16 protein-coding genes are annotated in these 15357 nt (G+C 69.3%); 9 read left to right on the top strand and 7 right to left on the bottom strand.

All coding sequences use genetic code 11. The annotated features are described in order from the left end of the window. Positions 1 to 2 precede the first annotated feature (2 nt). Both AB8M85_RS06620 and AB8M85_RS06615 read left to right on the top strand, forming a co-directional pair. Positions 3 to 347, top strand: a complete 345-nt coding sequence (locus AB8M85_RS06620) for a DivIVA domain-containing protein (RefSeq protein ID WP_372697986.1) — start codon at positions 3 to 5, stop codon at positions 345 to 347. Positions 348 to 450: 103 nt separating this feature from the next. Then, a complete protein-coding gene (locus tag AB8M85_RS06615; RefSeq protein ID WP_372697985.1) occupies positions 451 to 618 on the top strand; it encodes a DUF3117 domain-containing protein in 168 nt (55 codons plus the stop codon). Positions 619 to 684: 66 nt separating this feature from the next. Here AB8M85_RS06615 and AB8M85_RS06610 read toward each other — a convergent pair whose 3' ends face one another. Then, a complete protein-coding gene (locus AB8M85_RS06610) occupies positions 685 to 1320 on the bottom strand; it encodes an O-methyltransferase (protein ID WP_372697984.1) in 636 nt (211 codons plus the stop codon). A 154-nt stretch (positions 1321 to 1474) separates the two neighbouring features. On the opposite strand from AB8M85_RS06610, the gene sigE reads away from it, so the two are divergent. From sigE to AB8M85_RS06595, 3 genes are all read left to right on the top strand, one after another. Further along, entirely contained in the window at positions 1475 to 2095 is a 621-nt protein-coding gene (gene sigE, locus AB8M85_RS06605) for an RNA polymerase sigma factor SigE (RefSeq protein WP_372698540.1), read from the top strand. After that, complete coding sequence (locus AB8M85_RS06600) at positions 2095 to 3048, top strand: anti-sigma factor (RefSeq protein ID WP_372697983.1); 954 nt, start codon at positions 2095 to 2097, stop codon at positions 3046 to 3048. The genes sigE and AB8M85_RS06600 overlap by 1 nt, the downstream gene beginning before the upstream one ends. 92 nt (positions 3049 to 3140) lie before the next feature. Continuing rightward, a complete protein-coding gene (locus AB8M85_RS06595) occupies positions 3141 to 3527 on the top strand; it encodes a sec-independent translocase (RefSeq protein ID WP_372697982.1) in 387 nt (128 codons plus the stop codon). A 53-nt stretch (positions 3528 to 3580) separates the two neighbouring features. On the opposite strand, the gene AB8M85_RS06590 is transcribed toward AB8M85_RS06595, so the two are convergent. Genes AB8M85_RS06590 through AB8M85_RS06580 form a run of 3 tightly spaced genes read right to left on the bottom strand, consistent with a single transcriptional unit; the run spans position 3581 to position 6660 of the window. After that, a complete protein-coding gene (locus AB8M85_RS06590) occupies positions 3581 to 4717 on the bottom strand; it encodes a P-loop NTPase (RefSeq protein ID WP_372697981.1) in 1137 nt (378 codons plus the stop codon). A gap of 1 nt (position 4718) precedes the next feature. Next, complete coding sequence (locus AB8M85_RS06585) at positions 4719 to 5378, bottom strand: DUF1003 domain-containing protein (RefSeq protein WP_372697980.1); 660 nt, start codon at positions 5376 to 5378, stop codon at positions 4719 to 4721. Beyond that, positions 5371 to 6660 carry a magnesium transporter MgtE N-terminal domain-containing protein gene (locus tag AB8M85_RS06580; protein ID WP_372697979.1) on the bottom strand — a complete coding sequence of 430 codons (1290 nt, stop codon included), beginning with the start codon at positions 6658 to 6660 and terminating at the stop codon, positions 5371 to 5373. The genes AB8M85_RS06585 and AB8M85_RS06580 overlap by 8 nt, the downstream gene beginning before the upstream one ends. 115 nt (positions 6661 to 6775) lie before the next feature. On the opposite strand from AB8M85_RS06580, the gene AB8M85_RS06575 reads away from it, so the two are divergent. Further along, entirely contained in the window at positions 6776 to 7702 is a 927-nt protein-coding gene (locus AB8M85_RS06575; protein ID WP_372697978.1) for a general stress protein, read from the top strand. 123 nt (positions 7703 to 7825) lie between these two features. Here AB8M85_RS06575 and AB8M85_RS06570 read toward each other — a convergent pair whose 3' ends face one another. Next, the gene (locus AB8M85_RS06570) at positions 7826 to 9388 is read right to left on the bottom strand and encodes an aminopeptidase P family protein (RefSeq protein ID WP_372697977.1); all 1563 of its coding nucleotides are present in this window, start codon (positions 9386 to 9388) and stop codon (positions 7826 to 7828) included. 58 nt (positions 9389 to 9446) lie between these two features. Here AB8M85_RS06570 and AB8M85_RS06565 point away from each other — a divergent pair, with 58 nt between their 5' ends. The 3 genes from AB8M85_RS06565 (at position 9447) to AB8M85_RS06555 (ending at position 12513) form a co-directional block, all read left to right on the top strand. Continuing rightward, a complete protein-coding gene (locus AB8M85_RS06565; RefSeq protein ID WP_372697976.1) occupies positions 9447 to 10304 on the top strand; it encodes a PHP domain-containing protein in 858 nt (285 codons plus the stop codon). A gap of 382 nt (positions 10305 to 10686) precedes the next feature. After that, complete coding sequence (locus tag AB8M85_RS06560) at positions 10687 to 12363, top strand: sodium:solute symporter family protein (RefSeq protein WP_372697975.1); 1677 nt, start codon at positions 10687 to 10689, stop codon at positions 12361 to 12363. A gap of 18 nt (positions 12364 to 12381) precedes the next feature. Next, entirely contained in the window at positions 12382 to 12513 is a 132-nt protein-coding gene (locus tag AB8M85_RS06555; protein WP_372697974.1) for a putative transporter small subunit, read from the top strand. 102 nt (positions 12514 to 12615) lie between these two features. Here the strand turns inward: AB8M85_RS06555 and AB8M85_RS06550 are convergent, their stop codons facing one another. Then, positions 12616 to 13473 carry a site-specific DNA-methyltransferase gene (locus tag AB8M85_RS06550; protein WP_372698539.1) on the bottom strand — a complete coding sequence of 286 codons (858 nt, stop codon included), beginning with the start codon at positions 13471 to 13473 and terminating at the stop codon, positions 12616 to 12618. Positions 13474 to 13549: 76 nt separating this feature from the next. Then, positions 13550 to 15217 (bottom strand): DEAD/DEAH box helicase, encoded by a 1668-nt coding sequence (locus AB8M85_RS06545; RefSeq protein ID WP_372697973.1) that lies wholly within the window; start codon positions 15215 to 15217, stop codon positions 13550 to 13552. Between the last annotated feature and the right edge of the window lie 140 nt (positions 15218 to 15357).

Genomic DNA, 15357 nt, shown 5'->3' with positions numbered 1-15357 from the left:
CGGTGCAGTACCTGCTGGTTTTCGTCGCCGTCCTGCTTGTCGGGGCCGTGGCCTTCCTCGCCGTCGGACGGCGGCGCGGGGATGCAGGACCGGAGATTCCCCGGGGCGGACTGGTCCTCGGCCTGGCCGAGCCGGTCCCGTCGTTGCCCGCCGTGCTGCTGCCCGAACGGCCGACGGCGGAGGACATCGCGCTGCTCCGCCTCGGCGTGGGGCTGCGCGGGTACCGCTGCGACCAGGTGGACGAGGTCCTCGCGGCGCTCGCCGACGAGATCGAACGGCTCAACGACGAGTTGGCGGCGACACGACATGGGTCTGTGATTAGCACCACGAACCATTCTCCGGAATAATGTGAAGTGCAGGTTGAAAAGATGGGAAGGCGCTCGCCCTCCACGTCAGAGACGATCCGCGGGCCCGGTGGGACCGTGACATCCAGGAAGGAAGTCAGCATTAATGGCTGCGATGAAACCGCGTACCGGGGATGGCCCGATGGAGGTTACCAAGGAAGGCCGTAGCCTCATCATGCGGGTGCCGATCGACGGCGGGGGACGCCTGGTCGTGGAGCTGAACGCCGACGAAGCGGCCGAGCTGAAGGCCTGCCTGGTGGGCGTCACCGACTGACCCGCCGCCTGGCGGCACAAGGCAGGAACGACGACCGCAGTCGCGTTCCTGCCTTTTGCATGCCGGCTAGGCGGTGCGGACCGCCAGGAGCAGGCCGCTGCCGGTCGGTATCGTCGTAACGGCCAAGTCGTCGTTTTCGCGGAGCAGGCGCCCCACCTGGCGGGCGGCCACGGTGCTGCGATCGCGGACGGCCGGCTGCGGGACGCGGTCGTGATCGAGCGCGTCGTTGATGATGAGCATCCCCCCGGCACGCAGCAGGCGCACGCCGTGTTCGGCGTATTCCACCAGGTTGGGCTTGTCGGCGTCGATGAACACCAGGTCGTACGCGCCGTCGGTCAGGCGGGGGAGGACATCCCGGGCGCGACCGCCGATGGTGCGCGTGCGGTTGGCCGGGATGCCGGCATCCAGGTACGCCTGCCGGGCCGCATTGAGATGGTCCACGTCGATGTCGATGGTGGTGAAGACCGCCTGGGCGGACAGCCCGCGCAGCAGGCTGACGCCGGAAACCCCGACCCCGGAACCGACCTCGACCACAGTGCGCGCCTTCGAGTTGGCCGCCAGCACCTGCAGCAGCGCAGCGACACCGGGTCCCACGGGATCCACGCCAAGTTCATGGGCGCGTTCGCGGGCACGGGTGACCACGTCGTCTTCGACGGGCAGTGCCTCGGTATAGGACCAGCTGCTGTGCTTGTCGGAGCTCATGGGGTGGGATGTTTCCTCGGGGATCGTGGGGATGATGCGGGGACTGGACGGTCCCGGACCATCTTAGCGCCGCGCCCGGCAGCAGGGCGCGCGGGCAATTGCCCAGTGGCAATACAGGCAGCTCACAGGATGATCGGACAGAATTGACACCGTGATTGTCAAACGGACCCCCACCGCAGAAGCCGCCGCAGGACAGCGTGCCGACGAGGACCTTGCCGTGCCCTCCTGGGACGAGATCGTGCAGAACCACACGGCCAAGGTCTTCCGACTGGCCTACCGCTTGACGGGCAACCGCTACGACGCCGAGGACCTGACCCAGGAGACCTTTGTGCGGGTCTTCCGGTCGCTGCACAATTTCACTCCGGGCACGATCGACGGGTGGCTCCATCGCATCACCACGAACCTGTTCCTGGACCAGGCGCGGCGCCGTAATCGGATCCGCTTCGACGCCTTCGCCGAGGACGCCGAGACGCGCCTGCCCGGCAAGGACCCGGGACCGGAGCGGACCTTCGAATACAACAACCTCGACCTCGACATCCAGCGCGCACTGGACGAGCTGGCCCCGGAATTCCGTGCCGCCGTCGTGCTGTGCGATCTGGAGGGACTGTCCTACGAGGAAGTCGCCGAGGCGCTCGGGGTCAAGCTGGGTACCGTCCGCTCGCGGATCCACCGCGGCCGTTCGCAGCTCCGCGTGAAGCTCTCGCACCGCGCCCCGCATTCCCCCGCCAGCCGCAGCCGAGCACAGGTGGGGCCAGCGGTTTCCCAGGCCCGCTGATGTTCCACCGACACGCCCGCCGGATCGACGACTACCTCGACGGCGAACTCGATGCAGGCCAGCGCGGAGCCCTCGAACGGCATGTGGGCCAGTGCGCCGACTGCCGTCTCCAGTTGGAGGACCGGCGCCGGCTGAAACGGCGCCTGCAATCGCTCTGCTTCGAGGTCCCCGAGGCCCGGCTTCCCGACGACGAGCTGCTCGGCCGCCTGCGCGAGAGCCCGTGGACCGCGACGCCGCCCACGGTGTTCTCCGCAGCCTCGCTCGACGCCGAGGGGCACAGTTCGCGGTTGCGCAGCCTGGCCCCCACGCTCGCCACAGCTGCGGTCGTGGCCATGTTGGCGGCCGTGGTATGCGCCGCGTGGGTGCTCGGGGGAGCGGTCCGCAACCCGGTCGCCGGAGGGGGACCCGTGGCCGGCCCGTGGTCCGAATCCGCCGCCGAGCTCAGCAGCTCGGATCTGGCCGACCTGCGGGCTGCCGGATGGAACTGCCCGACCATGCGCGCCGCGGGCCTGGAACTGGTCCGTGCCACCGGGAGCAAGGTCGACGGCGTCGACCACGTCACCCTCGAATTCACCGGCAACGACGGCGACCTGGTCCTCACCGAGTCCCGCACCCCCGGGATCTCCCTGCTGAAATCCCCGCTAGCCCGGCCCGCGTCGGACGTCAAGCAGCCCACCGCCCGGATTGCCGGCGTGTCGGCACCGCAGCTGCGGACCATCGACGGCGAGACCGTCGGCGTCGCCCCCGTGGCCGGGGGGACGCAATTGGACATGCGCACCGCCACCTACTCGCTGCGTTCGTCGCTGGATGCCCCGGTCACCGAGGCGGTCGTGGACCGCGTCGTGGCCACCGAACATGCCCGGCTGGCCCCGCAGTCCACCACGGCGCCGGGGATCGTCGAGCGGCTGGGCCGCGGCATGTCCCGCCTGCTGGTCCTGGACACGGACCACTAGGTGCGGACCGCCAGCAGGAGGGCCCTGGGCAGGCCGGCCGGGCTTCGCGCGCCCGGTTCGGGCCAACGCCGCGGAACGGGTAATCTCTAGACGTGTTCGGAATTAACGGTGGCGAGTTCATCATTCTCGCGGTGTTGGCGGTCTTCGTGCTGGGCCCCGACAAGCTCCCTGTGTACGCGCAGCAATTGGCGCGCCTGGTCAAGGAAGTCCGCCGCATGGCCACCGGTGCCAAGGAACAGCTGCGCGAGGAGGTCGGTGACGAGATTGCCGACATCGACTGGCGCAAGCTCGACCCGCGGCAGTACGACCCGCGCAAGATCATCAAGGACGCACTGCTCGACGATGCCGACGACGTCGTGGCCGCCGCCCGTGAGCCGCTTCCGGCTCCGAAGCAGAAGTCCCTGGCCGCACCGGTACGTCCGGGTGGGGCAGCGCTGGAAGCCGGGGAACGCGCGCCCTTCGACCTCGAAGCCACCTGAGCGCCTGCGCCCCAGGGGAGCGGTTTCCCGTGCCCGGCCGGCGCGTGCGGGCCTCACTCGCGGGTGGGCGTCACCCCGAGGTTGAGCCCTGCCAGGCCCCGCGGCCGGTGGGAGAGCGACCGGGCGACGGCCGAGATGGCGCGGGCCGCCGCTGTGTCCGGTGCCGCGATGACGACCGGGGATCCGGCATCGGCGCACTCGCGCAGCCGCGGGTCCAAGGGCACCTCGCCGAGCAGGGGGACCTGCGTCCCCAGTGAGGCGGTGAGGCGCTCGGCCAGCCGGGCCCCGCCGCCGGAACCGAACGGGTACATCCGCTCGCCGTCGGGCAATTCGAGCCAGGACATGTTCTCCACCACCCCGATGACCTGTTGGCCGGTCTGGGAGGCCAACGCGCCGGCGCGTTCGGCAATCGCTGCGGCCGAGGCCTGCGGGGTGGTTGCCACCAGGATCGAGGACCCGGGCAGCAGCTGTCCCACGGAGATGGCGACGTCGCCGGTCCCCGGGGGCAGGTCCAGCAGCAGCACGTCCAGGTCGCCGAAGTGCACGTCCGTGAGGAACTGCTCCAGTGCCCGGTGGAGCATCGGCCCCCGCCAGACAACCGGCTGGTTCCCGTCGACGAACATGCCGATGGAGATGACCTTCACCCCGTGGGCGACCGGCGGCAGGATCATCTCGTCCACCCGGGTCGGCGCCTGCGTGATGCCCATCAGGCCCGGGACCGAGAACCCGTGGACGTCCGCGTCGATGATGCCCACCCGCAACCCGTCGGCCGCCATCGCACAGGCCAGGTTGACCGTCAGGCTCGACTTGCCCACGCCGCCCTTGCCGCTGGCGACCGCGATGACCCGCGTCAGCGACCCGGGCTCGGTGAACGGGATGGTGGTGCGCTTCAGCCCCTCCTTCAGGGCCGCGCGCTGCTCCGGGGTCATGACGCCGAGCTGGACGTCCACGGCGGCGATGCCGGCCACCGCCCCGACGGCGGAGGTGGTGTCCTCCACGATCGTGTTGCGCAGTGGGCATCCCGAAATCGTGAGCAGGACGTGGACGTGGGCGGTGCCGTCGGCATCCACGCGCACCGCATCGACCATGCCGAGCTCGGTGATCGGGCGGCGCAGTTCGGGGTCCTGGACGGTGGCCAGCGCGTCGCGGACGGCGGCCTCGAGGGGGGCATCGGTACTGGTGGGGGCCAACCTACTCGGCGCTCCCGTCGGTCCCGTCGGCCCCGTCGGCCCCGTCGGTCCCGTCGGTCCCGGCGGGCCCCGTCCGGCCGCGCCGCACGCGCGGCAGCGACGTGGTGGCCTCGGAGACCTTTTCCTTCTTCTTCGGTGCCTTGCCGCGCAGGCGGATGTCCTCGCCCTCGTTGGACTCGACGAGTTCCTCCAGGGCCGAGCGCAGCTCGCTGCGCACATAGTCTCGGGTGGCCACGTCGCGCAGGGCGATGCGCAGGGCCGCCAGCTCACGGGTCAGGTACTCGGTGTCGTACAGGTTCCGTTCTGCCCGGTTGCGGTCCTCGGTCAGCGAGACCTTGTCGCGGTCGTCCTGCCGGTTCTGGGCCAGCAGCAGCAGCGGGGCGGCGTAGGAGGCCTGCAACGAGAGCATGAGCGTCAGGGCGGTGAACCCCAGGGCGGCCGAATCGAACCGCAGCGTCTCGGGCCCCCAGGTGTTCCAGCCCAGCCAGAACACGCAGAAGATCGACATGTAGACCAGGAACTGCGGGGTGCCCATGAATCGGGCGAAGCCCTCGGTGGCCTTGCCGAACGCGTCGGGGTTCGGCGACACGCGCGGCCAGAGGCGTGCCCGGGCCCGGAGCGGGGTGTCCAGTCCGCTGCCGGTGTTCTTCTGCTCAGCCATGGCTCGTAGCCCCCTTCGCGTCTGTCTCGTCGTCGTGCGTGCGCCAGTCCTCGGGCAGGATGTGGTCCAGGACGTCGTCGACGGTGACCGCCCCGACCAGCCGACCGTCGCGGTTGACCACCGGCAGCGAGGTGAGGTTGTAGGCGGCCAGCATGCGCGAGACCTCGGAAATGTCGGCCACGTCCAGAACCGGTTCGAGGTCGGTGTCCAGGATGTTGCCGACGGGTTCGGGCGGCGGGTAGCGCAGCAGCGCCTGGATGTGGACCATGCCCAGGTACTTGCCGGTGGGCGTCTCCAGGGGTGGGCGGCACACGTAGACGCTGGAGGCCAGTGCGGGGCTGATCTCCTCCTGGCGCACGTTTGCCAGCGCTTCGGCGACCGTCGTCTCGGGGGCGAGCACGATCGGCACCGGGGTCATCATCGACCCGGCCGTGTTCTCCTCGTATTCGAGCAGGCGGCGCACGTCCTTGGCCTCCTCCGGCTCCATGAGCTGCAGCAGGGCCTCCTGCTGCCCCTCATCGAGTTCGTTGAGCAGGTCGGCCGCGTCGTCCGGGTCCATCTCCTCCAGCACGACGGCGGCGCGTTCCATGTCGAGGGAGGACAGGATCTGCACCTGTTCCTCGTCGGGCAGTTCCTGCAGCACATCGGCCAGCCGGTCGTCCTGCAGCTCGGTGGCCACTTCGAGGCGGCGCTTGTCGCTCATTTCGTGCAGCGCCTCGGCGAAGTCGGCGGGCTTGAGTTCCTCGTGGGCTGCGACGAACTGGGTGGCGGCCTGCGGGGCGTCCCGGTTGCCGTGCTGGATCTCGTCCCAGGCCACCAGGACCCGGTGCCCGCGGGAGAGCCGGCGCAGGGCGCGGAAGCCCCCGGCGGGCTCGCCGCGGCGGACGTAGTAGTCGGAAAGCGCCCAGTCCCCGTTGCGCAGCTGCTGCAGCCCGATGTCCTCCACGACCCCGCTGCCCGACCCGTCGGTGAACGCCACCACCCGGTCGAAGAGCTCGGCGACCACCAGGGTCTCGGCCCCGCGTTGCTGGAAGCGCCGCAGGTTCACCAGCCCCGAGCAGATGATCTGGCTGGCTTCCATGGCCTGCACGCGCGTCATCGGCACGAACACCCGCTTCTTGCCGGGCACCTCCACGACCAGGCCGACGCCGAGCGCCTGCTTGGCCGGGCCGCGGTCGAACACGACGACATCCCGCAGCCGGCCCAGACGGTCGCCCAGGGGGTCGAAGACATCGAGGCCGAGCAGGCGGGCAATGAATACCTTGTTGGATGAGCTGCTCACCCTCCTAGGCTACTGCCTGGCGTCCAGTCGGCCGGGGCGGCACGGTCCCGCGGCGGTCGGTTCACCAGCAGCGATACCGCCTGACCGCCGGCGCCCGGCAAGGCAGAATGGGACCATGAGCTCATCGACCGGCGCCACACCGAACGCCTCCACCCGCCTCACCCTGCCGCGCGGGGAGATCCTGGGCCGCTACGACTCCTACCTGGATGCGCAGAAGGTGGTCGACTACCTGGCCGACCACGACTTCCCGGTCGCCAGCGTGAGCATCATCGGCAACGACCTGAAGACCGTCGAACGCGTCACCGCCAAGCTGAGCTACCCGAAGGTCGCGATGGCCGGAGCGGCACAGGGCGCCATGTTCGGCATCTTCGTCGGCCTGATCCTGAGCATCTTCGGCCCCAACGGCGGGCTGGCGCAGATCCTCTCCTCCGTCGGCCTGGGCATGGCCATCTGGATGATCGTCGGGGTGGTCAGCTACTCGTTCCGCAAGGGCAAGCGCGACTTCTCCTCCTCGAGCCAGGTCATGGCCACCAACTACGACGTCGTCGTCGGCTTCGAACACGCCGCCGCCGCCCGCCAGCTCGCCTCCAAGCTGCCCATGAGCCGCGTGGAGGCGCGCCAGGTGAACCCCGCCTGGGCCCCGCCCCGCCAAGGCCCCGCGAACACCACCAACCCCGCAAACCCCGGCAGCCCGGCCGGGACCGGGCACGACGACGGTGCCTCCGCCGCCTCACGGCCCGGCTCCCAGCCGTCCCCGCCGGCCGCCGCGGGAGCGGACCAGCCGGAGGCCACTCCGGCCCCCGAAGGCACCGGTGCCGGCGGCACCCCGGCGGCGCCGCGGACGGGCGCGGCCTATTCGGACCTGCCCGACGGCCGGCCGCAGTACGGCATCCGCGTCGCCCCGGACCAGCACCCGACGGTTCCGGCGCCGGGGAAGACCCCCGAGGACACCCAGGCCCCAGAGGACACCACGGCATCCGACGACACCGGGGCATCCGGCCGCGGGGATCGGCCGGAGGACGAGGTGCCGCACAGCCGGTAGGAAGCCAGACGCCCGGCGGCCAACGGCCGCGCAGGCGCTAAGGTCCCACCGCACCGCCAGATGGACGAGGCCGGCCGCTCCCCGCACGGGGGAGCGGCCGGCCTCGTCCGTCGGCTGCCGGTGCTACTCGCCGGTGGGCGAGTAGATCCCCGTCATCCAGGACTCCACGTCCTCCGGGGTGCGCGGCAGGGCCGCGCTGAGGTTCTCGCATCCATCGGCGGTGACCAGCACGTCGTCCTCCAGCCGGACGCCGATGCCCCGGTATTCCTCCGGCACGGCCAGGTCCTCCGCCTTGAAGTACAGGCCCGGTTCGATGGTGAAGACCATGCCCGGCTCTAGGACCGCGTCGAGGTAGAGCTCGCGCTTGGCCTGCGCGCAGTCGTGCACGTCCAGGCCCAGGTGGTGGCTGGTGCCGTGGGGCATCCAGCGGCGGTGGTGCTGCCCGTCCTCGGACAACGCCTCGTCCAACGGCACCGGCAGCAGGCCCCATTCGTCGAGCCGCTGGGCCAGCACTTTCAGCGCCGCCTCGTGCAGTTCACGGAACTTCCGGCCCGGCCGCGCCACCTCGAATGCGGCGTCGGCGGCGTCGAGGACCGCCTGGTAGATCCGGCGCTGCACCTCTGAGTACTTGCCGTTGACCGGCAGGGTCCGGGTGATGTCGGCGGTGTAGAGGGAATCAGCCTCTACCCCGGCATCGACCAGCAACAGGTCCCCGGTGTTGACCTGGCCGCTATTGCGGATCCAGTGCAGCACGGTCGCGTTGTTGCCCGACGCGGCAATCGTGTCGTAGCCCAGGTCGTTGCCCTCCTCGCGGGCCCGGGCGAAGAACGCCCCCTCGACCACGCGCTCTCCGCGCTTGTGCTCGATCGCCCGTGGCAGTTCCTCGACCACGTCGTGGAAGCCGTTCACCGTCGCCTCGACGGCGGCGCGCATCTGCTCGATCTCCCACTCGTCCTTGACCAGGCGCAGTTCCGAGAGGGCCTCGGCCAATTCGGCGTCGAGGTGGTCCGAGGCCTCCAAGTCGACCCCGGTGTTGATGCGGGAGGTGTCCACCAGGGCGTCGCAGGTCAGGTCGACATCGCGCAGCAGCCGGATCCGCATGCCGCCGAGTTCGGTCGCGCCGGCATCGCGGGTGATCGCGTCCTCGAGCTCGGTGTCCATGTGGGCGGTGGGCAGCTCGAGCCGGGACTGGAGATCGGCCAGCGTGGGACGGGTCCCGATCCAGAATTCGCCGGAGCGGGCATCCGAGTAGAACTCCTCCGAATCCCGGCCCGCCATGGGACGGAAGTAGAGGGTGGCGTGGTGGTTGCCGCCATCGTCCCCGGCCCCCTCGCCGGTGGGCTCGAGCACCAGGACGGCGTCGGGCTCGTGGTCGACGCCGAGGCCGGTCATGTGGGCGAAGCCCGAGTGCGGCCGGAACCGATAGTCGGTGTCGTTCGACCGCACCTTCAGCGGCCCGGCCGGGATCACCAGCCGTTCTCCCGGGAAACGGGCGGACAGGGCACGGCGGCGGGCCGCTGCATAGGGTGCCACGGCGTCGGGACCGGGGGAGGTCGCCTGCGTGGAGGGGGCCCAGTTCGAGCCCATGAATTCCTTGAAGGCCTGCGAGGAGGGACGCTGCGAACGGTTGTTCACACGCTCCTCGAGGGGTTGATCGCTACCAGGGGTGTTGTTCGCATCAGTCATCACCGTCCCATCGTCTCAAAGCCGGGGCGATAGACCAAGGTGTCGCTAGGCTGGGGGAATGCTGATCGACCTGCATGCCCACTCAAATGTTTCCGACGGCACCGAGACCCCCGCGCAGTTGGTGGGGGCCGCCGCGGCAGCCGGCCTGGACGTCGTCGCGTTGACGGACCACGACCAGACCTCGGGCTGGGGCGAGGCGGCAGCAGCCGCCCGGCGGATCGGGATCGGCCTGGTCCCGGGCATGGAGATTTCCTGCAAGGCGGGCCGTGGGCTGAGTGTGCACCTGCTCAGCTACCTGCACGATCCGACGAACGAGGACCTGCTGGAGGAGATCAACAAGGCCCGCGACGCACGCATTCACCGCGCCCGGCGCATGGTCGAACTCATCGCCGAGGACTATCCGATCACCTGGGACCTGGTGGGCGAGCAGTCCGCGCCCGGTGCGACGCTGGGCCGGCCGCATATCGCCGACGCGCTGGTGGCCGCCGGCGTGGTCTCGGACCGCAGCGAGGCCTTCGCCACCGTGCTGACCTCGCACTCGCGCTATTACGTGGGCCACTATGCGGTGGACCCGATCCGTGCCGTGGAACTGGTCCGAGCCGCGGGCGGCGTCCCGGTCTTCGCCCACCCCATGGCCGAGATGCGCGGCCGGGTCGTTGCCCCGGCGGTCTTCGACGACATGATCGACGCGGGACTGCTGGGCGTGGAAATCGCGCACCGCGACAACTCCGTGTCCGGGCGGGAATTCCTCGGCTCGCTGGCCCGGAGGCACGGGCTGATCGTCACCGGATCCAGCGATTACCACGGGGTCGGAAAGCCGAATCGGCTGGGTGAGAACACCACGGAACCGGCCATGCTGGAGCGGATCCTCGAGGCCGGAACCGGCAGCGCACCGGTGGCGATCGGAAACCTGTAGGCGCTGCACGGCGGGTCACCGATTCCCGGGATCGCGGCGTTTAGTGATAACGTCAACTTTTGTAGGGGGTTGCTTGAGGCAACGTCTTGTTGAGCGTGGTTCCGAGCGCCTCGCCAATCCCCGATCCCAACAGCAGGCTGGCTGACAGCTTCTGCCGATTGCGTGGCCAGGACCCGAGAGCCGGGTAGCCGCGCGCACCGCGTCATCAGGCGGACCCGACCGGTCCGAGACGGGTGCCGGATGGGATGCGCGCCCTGAATGTGTCCGCACCGGACCAAGCCCGCTTCGCGGCGGCCAGGAAATGGAGCCCGAAGCTAACGGGCCGGCGCGCTGCGGCAAGGGGAGGCATCCGGTGGTCTGCCCCGCGACGAAGAGGAGCACCATGGCACCGAACGGTGTGGAGCTCCAGCAGTTGAGCGGATGGCTGGCCATCGCCCTGCTGGTGCTTTTTTATGGGGGTACATTCATCATGACCCTCGGAATTGGCAAGAAGAAGGAAAACGCCGACGGCTACATGACGGCGGGAAACAAGATCGGCTTCGGCATCTCGGCGGCCAGCATGACGGCCACCTGGATCTGGGCCTCGTCGATGTACGCATCGGCAACGTCCGGCTATACCTATGGCATTTCCGGCCCCATCCACTACGGCCTGTGGGGCGCGCTGATGATCTTGTTCATCTACCCCTTTGGCAAGCGCATCCGCAAGGTCGCGCCCCGTGCCCACACCCTCGCTGAAGTCATGTACGCCCGCCACGGACGCGCCAGCCAGCTGATGCTTGCCGGCTCCAACATCGTCGGCAGCCTCATCAGCGTCACCAGCAACTTCATCGCCGGCGGCGCCCTGATCGGCATGCTGACGCCCTTCACCTTCCAGCAGGGTATCCTCGCTGTGGCCGCGGGCACCCTGCTGTATTCGCTGTGGTCGGGCTTCCGCGCCTCCGTGATGACCGACTTCGCCCAGGTGCTGGCCATGCTCGGCGCCGTCGTGATCATCATCCCGGTGGTGTTCTTCGCCGCCGGCGGCACCGACATCTTCGTCCAGGGGGCCGCCAAAGTGACCCCGCAGCAGGGGAGCTTCTTCTCCTCGGATGCCTTCATGAACCAGGGCGCGCCCTACATCGCCGCCGTGTTGGCCTACGCCATCGGCAACCAGACCATCGCCCAGCGGCTCTTCGCCGTGCGCGAGGACCTGATCAAGAAGACGTTCGTCACCGCGACCGTCGGCTATGGTGCCACCATCATCGGCATCGGCATGCTCGGCGTCATGGCGCTCTACCTGGGTATCACCCCGACCGGCGGCGACGTGAACAACCTGATCCCGCAAATGGCCGCAACCTACCTCGGCCCGGTGCTGCTGTGCCTGTTCATGATCATGGTGATCGGCGCGCTGTCCTCGACGGCCGATGCAGATCTCTGCGCACTCTCGTCGATCATGATGGCCGACATCTACGGCCAGAACGTCGCCAAGCGCGGCAAGGCGAACCCGAAGACGATGCTCCTGGTCGGTCGGATCACCATGGTCGTCGCCACGGGCGCCGGTCTCTTCTTCGCCAGCGGCAAGATGAACATCCTGGACCTCCTGGTCTTCGTCGGCGCGCTGTGGGGCTGCTTGGTCTTCCCCGTCATCGCCAGCTTCTACTGGTCGAAGGTCACCAACGCGGCCTTCGTCACCGCCGTGATCACCGCCCTGGCGGTCTTCATCCCGGTCCGCTTCTCCTGGATCCCCGTCGACGGCCTCTGGGGCCTGGCGGTGGACGTTATCTCGATCGTCGGTGTGGGCGTGGTCATCGGGCTGATGAGCTTCGGCTTTTTCGGCGGCAGGGTGGCCCGGATCGCGGGCATTGTTGCCGCGGTGGTGGCAGCCCCCTTCGCCTTCGGGCACCTGCATGACTACGCGGTCCTGAGCGGGTCGCTGGTCGCGTACGCGGTCTCCACCGCCGTGTGCTTCCTGATGTCCGCCCGGTCCAAGATGGACTTCGACTTCTCGACCATCCAGGACAAGGTTGGCGACTTCGATCCCTCGCAACCGGCCGTGCCCGACGCCACCGTGGCCCGCTAACCCCCTAAGGAGACGAACATGGAACCGATATTCCTCACCCTGTACGTGCTGATGTGGCCGGTCATCGTGGCCGGAACGCTCTTCGTCATCACCCGCGCCTTCCTGCGCGAGTGGTTGGAAGCCCGCCGCGAGAACCGCCACCTGGTCTAGCGGGGCACAGCAGAAGAGGCCGCGTCCGGAATACCACGAGGTATTCCGGACGCGGCCTCCGGCGTTTCCGGGACACCCAAGCCCGCGCCGCCACGCGCCCGTTCAGGACCGGTGGACCAGCGTTCCCGCAGGCAACCGGCGCGTCATCGTCTCCAGGGCCTGCGGATTGGCGTCCACGCACACGAAACGGCGGCCCAGCGCCGCGGCAGCGGCACCCGTCGTCCCGGATCCGGCGAAGAAGTCCAGGACCCAGTCGCCCGGCCGGCTGCTCGCGGCGATGATCCGGCGCAGGATCCCCAGGGGCTTCTGCGTGGGATAGCCGGTCTTCTCCTTGCCCGTGGGGGAGACGATGGTGTGCCACCAGACATCGGTAGGCAACTTGCCCCGCGCCGCCTTCTCGGCGGTGACCAGCCCCGGGGCCATGTACGGCTCGCGGTCCACCTCGGCGGAATCGAAATGGTAGGCCGCGGGGTTCTTGACGTACACGAGGATGTTGTCGTGCTTCGCCGGCCACTTGCTTTTCGCCCGGGCCCCGTAGTCGTAGGCCCAGATGATCTCGTTGAGGAAGCAGTCCCGGCCGAAGATGGCATCGAGCATCACCTTGGCGTAGTGCACCTCGCGGTAATCGAGGTGAAGGTACAGGGTCCCGTCGTCCGCCAGCAGCCGCCAGGCCTCCAGCAGCCGGGGCTCCAGGAAGGCCCAGTAGTCGTCGAAGGCATCGTCGTAGCTGTGCAGGCTGCCCCGGATCGTGGAGTAGCTAGCCCCCTTGAAGCCCACCCGGTCCCCGGAACCGTCGGCGGCGCGCACCATCGTCGTGCGTTGGCGGGCCTGCTTGCGCCCGGTGTTGAAGGGCGGATCGAGGTAGACGAGCCTGAAGGCTCCGTCGGGAAGCGTCGGCAGGAAGTCGGCATTGTCCGCCTCGATGACCAGGTCCGGTCCGTCCGGGGACCATGAGGGCAGGTCGCTTGGCCGGGCCGGCGCCCCGGACACCTGTTCGGGACCCGCGTCGGGTGCGGACGACGTGGTTCCCACGGTCCTACTCGGAATCGTTGCGGTTGACGACCTCGCCGTGATGGCGGCGGGTCCGCGACCGGCGACGGCGTGCCGGGCGGTTCGCCTCGTCGGCGGTGCCCTGGGAGCCGGAATCGGCCGGTTGCCGGTTCGATTCCCCGGTGGCCTCGCGGTTGGGACGGTCGGAGCGTCCACGACCATGGCCCCGACGGCCGCCGCCGTCGCCGCCGGATTCCGTGCCACGGCCCCTGCCGCCTCCGCGGCCGGTGCGGGCACCGCGCGGGGAGGCGCCGCGTGCGCTCTCGCGGTCGCCGTGGTGTTTGCCCGTCTCGCCCAGGTCCTCGAGCTTTTCGCCCGAAAGGCCCTGGAGCCTGCGCTGGTTGCGCGGCAGGCGGCCCTTCGTGCCGGCCGGGATGTCCAGGTCCGTGAACAGGTGCGGCGAGGAGGAATACGTCTCCACGGGATCGGCCTGGTCGAGACCGAGGGCCTTGTTGATCAGCCCCCAGCGTGGGACGTCGGCCCAGTCAACGAAGGTGATCGCGGTGCCCTTGTTCCCGGCGCGGCCGGTCCTTCCGACGCGGTGGAGGTAGGTCTTCTCGTCCTCGGGGCACTGCAGGTTGATCACGTGCGTGACGTCGTCGACGTCGATGCCGCGGGCGGCCACGTCGGTGGCCACCAGCACGTCGACCTTGCTGTTGCGGAAGGCACGCAGGGCCTGTTCACGGGCGCCCTGGCCCAGGTCGCCGTGGATGGCGCCGGCGGCGAAACCGCGGTCGATGAGTTCGTCGGTCAGCTTGGCGGCCGAGCGCTTGGTCTTGGTGAAGATGATCGTCCGGCCACGGCCCTCGGCCTGCAGGATGCGCGCGACGACCTCGTCCTTGTCCAGCTGGTGCGCCCGGTAGACGACCTGGCGGATGTCCTTCTTGGTGATCCCCTCGTCCTCCGGATCCGCGGCGCGGATGTGCGTGGGGTGGGACATGTAGCGTCGCGCCATGGAGACGACCGCCCCGGGCATGGTGGCGGAGAACAGCATGGTCTGGTGCACCGCCGGAATGGCCGCCAGGAGCGTCTCGACATCGGGCAGGAAGCCCAGGTCGAGCATCTCGTCGGCCTCGTCGAGGACAACGATGCGGATGTTCTTCAGGTTCAGGTGCTTCTGCTTGTGCAGGTCGATCAACCGACCGGGAGTGCCCACGACGATCTCCACGCCGGCAGCCAGCTGCTCGATCTGCGGCTCGTAGGCCCGCCCGCCATAAATCGTGGCGATGCGCGCATTGCGCTTGGTGGCGGCCTTCCTGATGTCCTCGGACACCTGGTTGGCCAGCTCGCGGGTGGGCGCGACGATGAGCGCCTGCGGGGCGCCGGGTGTCGGGAGCTTGTCGTAGTCGGCGTCCCCGGGGCCAATGACGCGTTGCAGGGCCGGGATGCCGAATCCGAACGTCTTGCCCGTGCCGGTCTTGGCCTGGCCGATGATGTCGTGACCGCCGAGGGCCACCGGCAAGGTCATGGCCTGGATCGGGAAGGGGTGGACGATGCCGGCATCGGCCAGGGATTCGACGATGTCGGCCCGGACGCCGAAGTCGGCAAAGGTCTGTTCGGGGATTTCGTGCGGGGCGTCCTCGGTGGCAAGGGTCCCGTCGACCTCGAGCTGTTCGGTGCCGGTGTCATCGGTGAGTTGTTGCTCTGTGTTCAATGAAATCTCATTCGTTTAGGCGCCGGGGTGCGATGTGCTCAACGTCCTCCGGAATCCGGGGGCGGAGTCCACTGCGGCAGCGGCGCGTCCAGCGGAGCCGATCGTGGCTTACGAGCGCGAATGATCGCGCAAAAGGTGCA

Origin of the sequence: Arthrobacter sp. JSM 101049, assembly GCF_041679245.1 — a bacterium.
GTDB lineage: Bacteria > Actinomycetota > Actinomycetes > Actinomycetales > Micrococcaceae > Arthrobacter_H.
This window is presented reverse-complemented; position numbering and strand designations above follow the sequence as displayed.

Bases quoted from the DNA above. Each gene is read 5' to 3' on its own strand.
- AB8M85_RS06615 (WP_372697985.1), top strand. From the start codon at position 451: ATGGCTGCGATGAAACCGCGTACCGGGGATGGCCCGATGGAGGTTACC.
- AB8M85_RS06610 (WP_372697984.1), bottom strand. From the start codon at position 1,320: ATGAGCTCCGACAAGCACAGCAGCTGGTCCTATACCGAGGCACTGCCC.
- AB8M85_RS06600 (WP_372697983.1), top strand. From the start codon at position 2,095: ATGTTCCACCGACACGCCCGCCGGATCGACGACTACCTCGACGGCGAA.
- AB8M85_RS06585 (WP_372697980.1), bottom strand. From the start codon at position 5,378: ATGGCTGAGCAGAAGAACACCGGCAGCGGACTGGACACCCCGCTCCGG.
- AB8M85_RS06575 (WP_372697978.1), top strand. From the start codon at position 6,776: ATGAGCTCATCGACCGGCGCCACACCGAACGCCTCCACCCGCCTCACC.
- AB8M85_RS06570 (WP_372697977.1), bottom strand. From the start codon at position 9,388: ATGACTGATGCGAACAACACCCCTGGTAGCGATCAACCCCTCGAGGAG.
- AB8M85_RS06565 (WP_372697976.1), top strand. From the start codon at position 9,447: ATGCTGATCGACCTGCATGCCCACTCAAATGTTTCCGACGGCACCGAG.
- AB8M85_RS06560 (WP_372697975.1), top strand. From the start codon at position 10,687: ATGGCACCGAACGGTGTGGAGCTCCAGCAGTTGAGCGGATGGCTGGCC.
- AB8M85_RS06555 (WP_372697974.1), top strand. From the start codon at position 12,382: ATGGAACCGATATTCCTCACCCTGTACGTGCTGATGTGGCCGGTCATC.